The sequence below is a fragment of the Maritimibacter harenae genome, from assembly GCF_009882975.1.
Lineage (GTDB): Bacteria > Pseudomonadota > Alphaproteobacteria > Rhodobacterales > Rhodobacteraceae > Maritimibacter > Maritimibacter harenae.
In genome coordinates this window covers 86,979-98,841 of record NZ_WTUX01000010.1, presented here as the reverse complement: position 1 = coordinate 98,841, position 11,863 = coordinate 86,979, and the positions used below count along the sequence as shown (strand labels likewise).

Below are 11,863 nucleotides of genomic sequence, written 5' to 3'. Positions count from 1 at the left end.
GATCTGTCACAGGTCGCCGCTCAGGTCACGCGCCCTGAAGCGCCTCGACCCCCAACTCGCCCTCGTCCCGCGACTTCATCGCGCGCGCGGCGGCGTGGCTGGCCGCGGCGGTGGTGAAGTAGGGGATCTTGTCGTAGAGCGCGACCGAGCGCATCGACCGGCTGTCCTCGACCGCCTGTGCGCCCTCGGTCGTGTTCATCACCAGCTGGACGAGCCCGTCCTTCATGATGTCCACGATCGTCCGGCCGCCCTCGTACTGCTTGCGCACCACCTCGGTCTCGATCCCGGACTCGTTGAGGAACTTCGCCGTGCCCGCGGTCGCCATGATGGTGAAGCCCAGGTCCTTCAGGATCTGTGCGGTCTCGGCCATCAGGTCGGTCTTGTCGTCGTCCTTGATCGAGAAGAACACGTTGCCCTCGGTCGGCAGCATCGTGCCCGCCCCCAGCTGCGCCTTGAGGAAGGCGCGGGCGAAGGACTTGTCCGATCCCATCACCTCGCCGGTCGACCGCATTTCCGGGCCCAGCAGCGTGTCGACGCCCGGGAAGCGCGCGAAGGGCAGCACCGCTTCCTTCACCGCGAACTTGTCGATCAGCGGGTCGATCAGGGTGAAATTCTCCAGCCGCTCGCCCGCCATCACGCGCGCGGCGATCGAGGCGATGGGCGAGTTCACGGCCTTGGCCACGAAGGGCACGGTGCGCGAGGCGCGCGGGTTCACCTCGATGAGGTAGATCTCGCCGTCCTTCACGGCGAACTGCACGTTCATCAGCCCCACGACGCCCAGCTCGAGCGCGAGCGCTTCGGACTGGCGCTTGAGTTCGTCGATGATGTCGGCCGGCAGCGAATAGGGCGGCAGCGAACAGGCACTGTCGCCGGAGTGCACGCCGGCCTCCTCGATGTGCTGCATGATGCCCGCGACGTGGACCGTCTGGCCGTCGCAGAGCGCATCCACGTCGATCTCGACCGCGCCGGAGAGGTAGCTGTCGAGCAGCACCGGGCTGTCGCCCGACACCACGACCGCATCGCGGATGTAGCGCTTGAGACCGTCCATGTCGCGCACGATCTCCATCGCGCGCCCGCCCAGCACGTAGGAGGGGCGGATCACCAGCGGGAAGCCGATCTCATCGGCGATCTCCAGCGCTTCCTCGTCGGAATGGGCGATGCCGTTCTTGGGCTGCTTGAGGTCGAGCTTGTTCACCAGGTCCTGGAACCGCTCGCGGTCCTCGGCCCGGTCGATCGCGTCGGGCGAGGTGCCCAGGATCGGGATGCCCGCATCGTGCAGGTCGTTGGCCAGCTTCAGCGGCGTCTGGCCCCCGAACTGGACGATCACGCCGTGCAGCGAGCCGCGCTCCTGCTCGACGCGCAGGATTTCCATCACGTGCTCGAAGGTCAGCGGTTCGAAATACAGGCGGTCCGAGGTGTCGTAGTCGGTCGACACGGTCTCGGGGTTGCAGTTGACCATGATGGTCTCGTAGCCCGCGTCGGTCAGGCTGAAGCAGGCGTGACAGCAGCAGTAGTCGAACTCGATCCCCTGCCCGATCCGGTTCGGACCGCCGCCGAGGATGACCACCTTCTTGCGGTCACTGGGCCGCGCTTCGCATTCCACTTCGCCCATCATCGGGGCTTCGTAGGTGGAATACATGTAGGGCGTCTGGGCTTCGAACTCGGCCGCGCAGGTGTCGATCCGCTTGAACACGGCGGTGACGCCCAGGTTGTGGCGCGCCCGGCGGATGTTGGCCTCGTCCCGGCCGGTCAGCGCGGCAAGGCGGGCATCGGAGAAGCCCATCATCTTGAGCGCGCGCAAGCCCTCTTCGGTCACCGGCAGGCCGTCATGGCGCACGCGGTCCTCGGCTTCGACGATCTCGCGGATGCGGGCCAGGAACCACGGGTCGAACTGCGTGACACCGAAGATGTCGTCATCCGAAAGCCCGTGGCGCATGGCCTGGGCGATGGTGCGCATCCGGTCCGGCGTCTTCTTGGACAGCGCCGCGATCACGGCGGCCCTGTCCGGCGCGCCCTCGATCTCGACCTCGTCGAAGCCGGTCAGGCCGGATTCCATCGAGGCCAGCGCCTTCTGAAGCGATTCATGGATCGTGCGCCCGATCGCCATCGCCTCGCCCACCGATTTCATCGCGGTGGTGAGGTAGGGCTCCGAGCCCGGGAATTTCTCGAAGGCGAACTTCGGGATCTTGGTGACGACGTAGTCGATGGTCGGCTCGAACGAGGCCGGCGTCACCTTGGTGATGTCGTTGTCGAGCTCGTCCAACGTGTAGCCGACCGCGAGCTTGGCCGCGATCTTGGCGATCGGGAAACCCGTCGCCTTCGACGCCAGCGCGGACGAGCGCGACACGCGCGGATTCATCTCGATCACGACCATGCGGCCGTTGTCGGGGTTCACCGCCCACTGGACGTTGGAGCCGCCGGTTTCCACCCCGATCTCGCGCAGCACGTTGATCGAGTGCGTGCGCATGATCTGGTATTCCTTGTCGGTCAGCGTAAGCGCGGGCGCGACGGTGATGGAATCGCCGGTGTGGACGCCCATCGGGTCCACGTTTTCGATGGCGCAGACGATGATGGCGTTGTCGGCCTTGTCGCGCACGACCTCCATCTCGAATTCTTTCCAGCCCAGCAGCGATTCATCGACCAAGATCTGCGACATGGGCGAGGCTTCGAGCCCCGAGCGGCAGTAATACTCGTACTCGTCGCGGTTGTAGGCGATGCCGCCCCCGGTGCCGCCCAGCGTGAAGGCGGGCCGAATGATGGCGGGCAGGCCGATGTCGTCGAGCACGTCCATCGCGTTCGCGACGCCCGCCTTGATGTCGTACTTGCCGTTGTCGAGCTTCGGGGAAGAGACGATGGTCGCGCGCGGGTTCTCGATGCCCAGCCGGTCCATCGCTTCACGGAAAAGCTTGCGGTCCTCGGCCATCTCGATGGCCTCTCGCTTGGCACCGATCAGCTCGACCCCGTACTCGTCCAGCACGCCCATGTCGGCAAGCGCCAGCGCCGTGTTGAGCCCGGTCTGGCCGCCCATCGTGGGCAGAAGCGCGTCCGGCTTTTCCTTGGCGATGATCTTGGCGACCATGTCCGGGGTGATCGGTTCGATGTAGGTGGCATCGGCCAGCCCGGGGTCGGTCATGATCGTGGCCGGGTTCGAGTTCACCAGGATGACCCGGTAACCCTCTTCGCGCAGCGCCTTGCAGGCCTGGGCACCGGAATAGTCGAATTCGCAGGCCTGCCCGATGATGATGGGGCCCGCCCCGATGATCATGATCGACTTGATATCGGTTCTCTTCGGCATCGCGTCACCCCTTGGCCGTCGCCCAGCGGACCCGGATTCTCACCTGTCCGCAAATTGTCGTGGGTTATAGAGATGGGGCGCGCAGGGGCAAGAGGCCGCAGGCGAAAATCCCCTAGTGATCCGGCCCGTGCCGCGCGCGCGCCGCGAGCACGCCGAGAAGGGCGAGGCAGGCGGCAAGGTAGAGGCCCAGCTGGATCGAGCTGCCATAGGGCACGTCGGCCACCGCCATGAAGACCGGAAGCGACAGCGGCAGAACGAAGGCGGCGGTGGCAAGCGTGGCCGCCCGCCGATCGATCAGCTCGAAAAGCCCCGGCATCATCGCGATGGGCAGGATCAGGTAGTGGACCCAGCCCAGCGGGTTGGCGAGCAGCGTGATCAGGAGCATCGCCAGCAGGCGGGTCCAGATCCGGGGCCGGTCGGACAGGCCGCGCGTGAGCCACCACGTGGCGAGCGTGGCGGCGACCAGGAACCCGCGCACGGTCCAGGTGATCCAGGCCGGCTCCATCACCATGCGCGCGGTCTTGATGTCGAAGAACCCGCCACCTGCCGCGAGTTCTCCAAGCTGGTAGAGCACCAGTTCCAGCGTCACGACGATGTGGCTCAGAAGCACCCGCTCCTCGATCAGGGCGAGCTTGGTCAGCATCTCCGCATGAAGCGGCCAGCCTGCGAGCAGGAGGGACGCGAGGCCCAGCGCGCCGCCCACGCATGCGAACCAGCCCAGCGCGCGCCAGCGGCGTTCCATGACGAAGATCACGACCAGCAGCGCGGGCGACAGCTTGGCCGCCGCGGCCAGCGCCAGAAGTGCGCCGGCGCGGAGGTCATGCCCCCGGGCCAGCGCCACGAAGGCGGCAAGCGTGATGGCGGAGACGAGGATCTGGGGCTGGCCGAACCAGAACGACATGTAGCCGGGCGCGGTCGCGATCAGAAGTAGGAACGACACCGCCGCCCAGGCCGCGGGCCCGAGGCGCCGGACGTCGAGCAGTCGCCAGGACAGCCACACCATCCAGACGGTTGCGGCCGCGAAGGCGACGACCGCCCCGTTGAAGAAGGCCGCCGCCGACACATGCGCGGCCACCGGGGCCAGCGCCACCGCGATGAGCGGCGGGTAGAGATAGGGGGTGAAAGTGGGGTCGGCCCAACCTTCGGCCAAGGCCCAGTCGGTCCAGGCCCGGGGCGGCGTGACCAGGTAGGTCAGCGGGCCGGGATCGTAGAGCAGGTCCGTGAGGCCCGCGTCCCACGACCGGGCCGCGTAGTAGAGCGCGGTGAGGTCGAGCTTCCAGGTCCCGTAGTTGAGATACAGGGTGACGGCGGCCCAGATCGCGGCAATCAGAATGGCGATCGGGGCCTGACGCGTCATGGATAGAGATACTCGCGGTTCGTGGGCACGGCATGCTGATCATGGGCCATCTGGATCTGGAAGATGACCAGCCCCAGCTCGGCGAAGCTCATTTCCGAGGCTGTGAGGTAATAGCGCCACATCCGCACGAAACGCTCGTCGAACATCTCGCGCACCGCGTCCACGTTGGCCTCGAACTTGTCCTTCCACGCCTGGAGCGTGCGGATGTAATGGTCGCGCCACACCTCGATGTCGGTGGGCAGGAGATCGGTCTTCTCGACCTCCGTCATGACCTCGGACAGGGCCGGGATATAACCGCCGGGGAAGATGTACTTGTGGATGAAGGGTGACGTCTGGCCCGGCGGCGTGGTGCGCCCGATGGTGTGGACCAGCGCGATGCCCTTCGGGTCGAGCACGCGGGCGATCTGGTTGAGAAACACAGGGTATTGCGGCTGGCCCACGTGTTCCATCATGCCGACGACGACCACGCGGTCGAAAGTCTCGTCGAGATCGCGGTAATCCTCGAGCCGGAAGGTGACCTTGTCGGCCACGCCCGCCGCCTCGGCCCGTTTCTCGGCTTCGGCGAGCTGCTCTTTCGACAGGGTCACACCGGTGACCTGCGCCCCGAAGGTCCTGGCCAGGTGGATCGACAGCCCGCCCCAGCCGGAGCCGATGTCGAGCACGCGCATCCCCGGCTCGATCATCAGCTTCTTCCCGATATGGTCCATCTTGGCGACCTGCGCCTGGTCGATGTCCATATCCGGGTCGCGGAAATAGCCGCAGGTGTATTGCAGGTTGGCGTCGAGGAAGAGGTCGTAGAGCTCGGTCGGCAGGTCGTAATGCACCTCGACGTTGCGCTTGGCGACCGAGAGCGGGTTGTGCTGCGCGATCCGGCGCAGCCCCGTGCGCGCCGCCGCCGCCGCGGCCGAAAAGCGGCCGCTGCCGTTGTCGCGGGCGTTTCGGGCGATCAGGCGAAGGAACCCGGTCAGGTCGTCGTCCTCGATCGTGAGGCCGCCTTCCATGTACCCCTCGCCCAGCGCGAGTTCGGGGTTGCGCATCAGCCGCGACAGAAGCCCCGGATCGGTGATCTTCAGATGCACCCGCGTGCCGGTGCCGTCGCCGTATGTATTGGTCACCCCGTCCGGCCACGTGACGGCAAGATCGCCATCGCGCACCAGTCGCCCCAGCATGCGCCTGAGCGTGCCTGCAAACATGTCCTGTCCCGCTCTTTTGTTCGTTTGCGCACAGCCTAGAGGTGTGGCTCGCGAAGGCCAAGTCGATACGTGAAATACCTTTTGGACGTGGCCGGCGTGTCGTTGGACCCGCTTTCAGGGGCGCAGCCGTATTCCACTTTTCCGGTTTTCCGGAAAAGTGGTTTTCGACATGCAGGTTTTTTCGTTAGAAATCAGATACATGCGCCGCCGCGCCGCGGTCAGCATTTGCGGCATCGCGACATCAAGCCCTCGCAGGCCCAAGCCGCCTACTCGGCTGCCTCCACGAACTTGCCCGACTTCGATTTCGCGGCCTTTTCGCCCTTGTAGGGATACAGGTAGTCGCGCGTCACCGGGGCCGCGGCCAAGTGCTTGCCGATCTGAACCTGGTAGACGAGCAAATTGCCGACCATGAAGGCCGCTTCCATGCACAGAAGGTAATACCGCCACATGCGCACGAATTGCTCGTCGTAGAGTTCGCGCGCCTTGTCGGCCTTCTCCATGAACCGGTCGTGCCACATGCCCAGGGTCTTGGAGTAATGCGTGCGCAATACCTCGATGTCCTGGGTGTAGAGCCGGTGGTGGTCGACCGAGGCCTGCATTTCGCTGAGCGCAGGGGAATAGCCGCCCGGGAAGATGTATTTCACCATCCACGGGTCCGAATAGTTCGGCGGCCCCACGTGCCCGATCGTGTGGATGAGCGCGAGCCCGTCGTCGGACAGCAGCTCCTTCACCTTGCCGAAATACTCGTCGTAATATGGCACGCCCACGTGTTCGAACATGCCCACCGACACGATCCGGTCGAAGGTCTCGGTCACGTCGCGGTAGTCCTGGATGCGGAAATCGCACTTGTCCGACAGCCCCGCCTCCTCGGCGCGCCTGACCGCGATGGCGTGCTGCTCCTTGGACAGGGTGACGCCCACGACATGCGCCCCATAATCGCGGGCGAGCGTGAGGCCCATGCCGCCCCAGCCGCAGCCGATGTCGAGCACCTTCATCCCCGGTTTCAGGCACAGCTTGTGGGCGATGTGGTGTTTCTTGGCCTCCTGCGCCTCGTCCAGCGTCATGTCGTCCCGGGCGAAATAGGCGCAGCTGTATTGCTTGTCGGCATCGAGGAAGAGGTCGTAGAGCTCCCCCGAAAGGTCATAGTGATGCGCGACGTTGTTGCGGGCCTTGAGGATGTTGTTGGACTGGGCGAGCTTGCGGAAGGTCTGCTTCGTCGCGTCCAGCGGGCGCTGGAACCACGGCCGCTCGGCGTTCACGACCGACGGAAGGGCCACCTTGAAGAACCCGCGCAGGTCGTCGATCTCGATCGATCCGTCCATGTAGCCCTCGCCCAGGGCGAGCTCGGGTTGCATCACGAGGCGGCGGATGATCCGCCCGTCCTTTATGCGCACATGGGCCTCGGGGCTTCCCGCGCCATAGCTCTTGGTCGATCCGTCCGGAAAAGTCACGTTCAGCGTCCCGGTCTTGAAAAACCAGGACAGCATCGTGTCAAGCAAAGCAGTCCACATATTCGGCTCCACGACCAACCGCTCCCATCCGGTTGGCATTCACAAACAAAGTCATGTCCCACCCCGGCGCGCGGGCGCGGGTTTTCGCCACACGCGCACTCCTTGGGGATATTTTTTTCAAAAATTTCCATCCTGTAAAGGTTTCGATCGGCACAAAGGGGTTCGCACGCGGTCAAAACCGGCCCGCGGGCTTGACTTCACCCGTTCGGGCATGTGTATCGGCGCGGACTGAAATCGACCCCGAGGACACACCATGCACGCCTATCGCAGCCATACCTGTGTTGATCTGAGAAAGGCCAACGTGGGCGATACCGTGCGCCTGTCGGGCTGGGTGCACCGCGTGCGCGATCACGGCGGCGTGCTGTTCATCGACCTGCGCGACCACTACGGCATGACCCAGGTCCTGGCCGATTCCGATTCCCCCGTCTTCGCCGAGGTCGAGAAGGTGCGCGCCGAATGGTGCATTCGTATCGATGGCAAGGTCCTCGCGCGGGACGAGAGCCTCGTGAACCCGAAGCTGCCCACCGGCGAGATCGAGGTCTTCATCGAGGACCTCGAGGTGCTCGGCGCGGCCGACGAGCTGCCGCTCATGGTCTTCGGCGACCAGGAGTACCCGGAAGAGACGCGCCTGCGCTATCGCTACCTCGACCTGCGCCGCGAGGAGATGCAGCGCAACATCACGCTGCGTTCGGACGTGATCGCCAGTATGCGCAAACGGATGTGGGACCAGGGCTTCCGCGAATACCAGACGCCGATCATCACGGCCTCCTCGCCCGAGGGTGCGCGCGACTTCCTCGTCCCCTCGCGTCTGCATCCCGGCAAGTTCTACGCGCTGCCGCAGGCCCCGCAGCTCTTCAAGCAGCTCATCATGGTGTCGGGTTTCGACAAGTATTTCCAGATCGCGCCCTGTTTCCGGGACGAAGATCCGCGCGCTGACCGGTCGCCGACCGATTTCTACCAGCTCGACATGGAGATGTCCTTCGTCGAGCAGCAGGACGTGTTCGATACGATCCAGCCGGTCGTGCAGGGCGTGTTCGAGGAATTCGCGGGTGGCCACAAGGTGGACGATGTCTGGCCGCAGATCTCCTACCGGGACGCGGCGCTGTGGTACGGCACCGACAAGCCGGACCTGCGCAACCCGATCAAGATGCAGGTCGTGAGCGAACATTTCCGCGGCTCGGGCTTCGCGATCTTCGCCAAGCTGCTCGAGCAGGAAGGGACCGAGATCCGCGCCATCCCCGCCCCGGGCGGCGGGTCGCGCAAGTTCTGCGACCGGATGAACAGCTTCGCCCAGAAAGAGGGCCTGCCGGGGATGGGCTACATCTTCTGGCGCGACGGCGCGGACGGGCTGGAGGCGGCCGGGCCGCTTGCCAAGAACATCGGCCCGGAACGGACCGAGGCGATCCGCCAGCAGCTGGGTCTTGGCGTCGGTGACGCGGCGTTCTTCCTGGGCGGCAAGCCCGATGGCTTCGAACGGGTGGCGGGACGCGCGCGCGACGTGATCGGCGAAGAGCTCGGGCTGACCGAGAAGGACCGTTTCGCGTTCTGCTGGATCGTCGATTTCCCGATGTACGAGGCGGACGAGGAGACCGGCGAGATCGACTTCTCGCACAACCCGTTCTCGATGCCCCAGAATCTCGAGGATCTCGAGGGCGACCCGCTGTCGGTGCTGGGCTACCAGTACGACCTGGCCTGCAACGGCTACGAACTGATCTCGGGCGCGATCCGCAACCACAAGCGCGACGTGATGTTCAAGGTGTTCGAGAAGGCGGGCTACGGCGCCGAAGAGGTCGAGAAGCGCTTCGGCGGTCTCGCGCGCGCCTTCCAATACGGCGCCCCGCCGCACGGTGGCTGCGCGGCCGGTATCGACCGGATCGTCATGCTGCTCGCCGACGAGGACAACATCCGCGAAGTGATGATGTTCCCGATGAACCAGCGCGCCGAGGACCTGATGATGGGCGCGCCGTCGGAACCCTCCAACGAACAGCTGCGCGAGCTGTCGCTCAGGGTCATCGACCAGCCGCGCGACTGACACGAAAAGAAACGCCCGCTCGAAAGAGCGGGCGTTTCCGATTGAAGTGCACCTTTAGACCTCAATCCTCAAGGTGGTCCGCCTTCTTCTTCTGGACCAGCCCGAGTTCCTTGTCCTTCCGGTCGAGAAACCGCTTGCCGTAGGCGTCGTTGTCCTCTTCGCCGACGACCTTCTTGGCGCGTGTGAAAACCTCGTTCTCTTCCTCTTCCATGTGGTGTTCGTAGTCGTGCTTGAGCGTCTTGAAACGCTGCAGCCAGCCGGGCGAGGACATGTCGGCCTCGTTCAGTTCGTCCACGATCTCGTCCATCTCGTGGTGCTCCGCGACCGAGTGGCGGGCGGCGTCCTGCCCCCAGGTCTGCTTCATCAGGACCGCGTAGAATTCCTCTTCCTCGGCGGCCGAGTGGCTCTTGATGTCGCAGTAGAAGGCGTTCCAGGCGCGTCGGCGCTCGGGGGTGTCGCCCTCGGTGGCGGCGATCCGATCGAGAAGATCGCGGTGCTTTTCATGGTCCGCGATGATCGCGTCGTAGATCGATGGCATGGCTGCTCCTTTCGTCGCTTTGCCGGTTGCCACCGGAACGCCCCGGAGGCGGCGCTGGTTCCGCGACCGGCCCCGAAACGGAAACGGCGCGGTCCCTGCCAGAACCGCGCCGTCGTCCCTCGCAATCGAATTTGCTCAGCCCGCGCGGTAATCCTCCACCTGGGCCGGGGCGGCCGCTGCATCGGTGCCGGGCTCGCCCGTCAGGGTGAGCGCGACGGAGGTGATCATCAGCGCGATGCCGGCCGCCAGAACCATCCAGTCCACGACGACATTGCCGGCGTCCTGGGTGGTGAAGCGTTCGAACATCTTCTGCATGTTTCCTCTCCCGATTTCGCGCCACCCCATGCGGCGCTCTTCGCGACTTGGGGAAAGATGGCGGGCAAATGCGGCGGAATTGCGCAAAGCCGATGCCGGGAATGGCACGGTTTCGGGGATTTACAGCGACAGGCCGCGCGCCGTACCGGTAGGCACGGGACGCAAGGGGGACGCGCATGACCGACAACACCGGGCCGGGACCGACCGTGACGGGCTGGGCGCCGCCGCCCCTGCCCGGCCGTCTGTCGCTGACCGGGGACTACGCCGCGCTCACGCCACTCGACGCCGGGCGGGACGCGAGCGACCTCTTCGCCGCCTACGACGGGCACCCTGCCCTGTGGGATTTCCTGTCGATCGGCCCCTTCTCGGCCCAATCCGCCTTTCATCGCTGGATGCGCGCAGCGGTCGAAGCGGAGGACCGGGTCTATTTCGCCGTCCGGGACCGGACCAACGGCCGGGCGCTCGGGCTCTGCGCGCTGATGCGGATCAAGCCGGAGATGGGGACAATCGAGATCGGGACTATCGTCTTTTCGCCCGCGCTGCAGAAAAGCCGCGTGGCGACCGAGGCGATCCACCTGCTGATGGATTGGGCGGTGTCGGCGGGCTACCGGCGCGTGGAGTGGAAATGCGATTCGCGCAATCTCGCCTCGCGCCGGGCGGCGCAGCGGTTGGGGTTCAGCTATGAAGGTGTGTTTCGCCAGCACATGGTGGTGAAGGGGCGCAACCGGGATACGGCGTGGTTCGCGATCACCGACGGCGACTGGCCGGCGCTGCGCGAAGCGTTCCGCGTCTGGCTCGCCCCGGCCAATTTCGACGCGTCTGGCCGCCAGAAGGAACGGCTGTCCGACCTTACCCGACTGGTGCGCGTCGCCGATGACCCCATGCTGAAGCGTAGGGAATAGATCAAGACATCGGCAATCCGAGTCTGCGTTTGAGAAGCGCCTCGACCTCGTCGATCCGATCCTCCCGGATCGCCTCCACCGCTGCGGTCAGTTCACCATCATGGGCCGAGAGCGCGAGGCCATGCAGGAAATGGGCGAGGTAGTCATAGTCCGACGCGCTGCTCGCCCCGTCCAACAGGTCGATGGCGCTGAGCAGATCCTCGGTCAACCGCGCGGCGTCCGGCTGCACCTCTTCGAGCGGAGCGACATGAGGCCCACCCGGCCGGTCCCCGGGCGGCAACGCGTCGAGCACGGTCGCCTGGAAGACCGCGAGGCTTTCGATGGGTTTCGTCAGGAAGCCGTCCGCGCCCGCCGCGAGTGCGCCCGGTTCCGCCGATGGATCGCCGGAGAAGCCCAGGATGGCCGGCACGCGCGGCGTGGCCCCGGCGAGCTCCGCGATCAGGTCGCGCCCGGATCCGTCGGGCAGGCCCATGTCGACGATGACGACGCTGGGCCGGTAGACCCGCAGGTGGCGGGAGGCCGAGGTCAGGCAATCGGCGCGGCGCACCCGCGCCCCGGAGCGCACGCACAGCAGGCGCACGGCCTCCGACGCGAAGCGGCTGTCCTCGACGACCAGCACCGTGGACCCGCGCAGGGGTTCCCGGGCCGTCGGCCTTTCCCGTGCGAGGGTGAGATCCTGAAACATGAGCCTCTCCTTTCCGCACTATTGAAGCACGGATT

At 65.6% G+C, this 11,863-nt stretch carries 9 protein-coding genes; 2 read left to right on the top strand and 7 right to left on the bottom strand.

The annotated features are described in order from the left end of the window. Positions 1-25: 25 nt before the first annotated feature. From carB to GQE99_RS04795, 4 genes are all read right to left on the bottom strand, one after another. On the bottom strand, positions 26-3,295 hold the full coding sequence (gene carB / locus GQE99_RS04810; RefSeq protein ID WP_161350448.1) for a carbamoyl-phosphate synthase large subunit: 3,270 nt from the start codon (positions 3,293-3,295) through the stop codon (positions 26-28). A 112-nt stretch (positions 3,296-3,407) separates the two neighbouring features. Further along, positions 3,408-4,652, bottom strand: coding sequence for a glycosyltransferase 87 family protein (locus GQE99_RS04805; RefSeq protein WP_161350447.1), 1,245 nt, complete (start codon positions 4,650-4,652; stop codon positions 3,408-3,410). Continuing rightward, entirely contained in the window at positions 4,649-5,845 is a 1,197-nt protein-coding gene (locus GQE99_RS04800) for an SAM-dependent methyltransferase (RefSeq protein ID WP_235917114.1), read from the bottom strand. The genes GQE99_RS04805 and GQE99_RS04800 overlap by 4 nt, the downstream gene beginning before the upstream one ends. 266 nt (positions 5,846-6,111) lie before the next feature. Next, positions 6,112-7,332 carry a cyclopropane-fatty-acyl-phospholipid synthase family protein gene (locus GQE99_RS04795; protein WP_328794052.1) on the bottom strand — a complete coding sequence of 407 codons (1,221 nt, stop codon included), beginning with the start codon at positions 7,330-7,332 and terminating at the stop codon, positions 6,112-6,114. A 277-nt stretch (positions 7,333-7,609) separates the two neighbouring features. Here GQE99_RS04795 and aspS point away from each other — a divergent pair, with 277 nt between their 5' ends. Continuing rightward, positions 7,610-9,388: an aspartate--tRNA ligase gene (gene aspS / locus GQE99_RS04790; protein WP_161350444.1), complete on the top strand. Its 1,779-nt coding sequence runs from the start codon at positions 7,610-7,612 to the stop codon at positions 9,386-9,388. A gap of 61 nt (positions 9,389-9,449) precedes the next feature. Here the strand turns inward: aspS and GQE99_RS04785 are convergent, their stop codons facing one another. Next, on the bottom strand, positions 9,450-9,926 hold the full coding sequence (locus GQE99_RS04785; RefSeq protein WP_161350443.1) for a hemerythrin domain-containing protein: 477 nt from the start codon (positions 9,924-9,926) through the stop codon (positions 9,450-9,452). 135 nt (positions 9,927-10,061) lie between these two features. Next, entirely contained in the window at positions 10,062-10,241 is a 180-nt protein-coding gene (locus GQE99_RS04780; RefSeq protein ID WP_161350442.1) for a hypothetical protein, read from the bottom strand. 176 nt (positions 10,242-10,417) lie between these two features. On the opposite strand from GQE99_RS04780, the gene GQE99_RS04775 reads away from it, so the two are divergent. Beyond that, entirely contained in the window at positions 10,418-11,143 is a 726-nt protein-coding gene (locus tag GQE99_RS04775) for a GNAT family N-acetyltransferase (protein WP_161350440.1), read from the top strand. A gap of 1 nt (position 11,144) precedes the next feature. Here GQE99_RS04775 and GQE99_RS04770 read toward each other — a convergent pair whose 3' ends face one another. Beyond that, positions 11,145-11,828, bottom strand: coding sequence for a response regulator (locus GQE99_RS04770; RefSeq protein WP_161350439.1), 684 nt, complete (start codon positions 11,826-11,828; stop codon positions 11,145-11,147). Positions 11,829-11,863 lie beyond the last annotated feature (35 nt).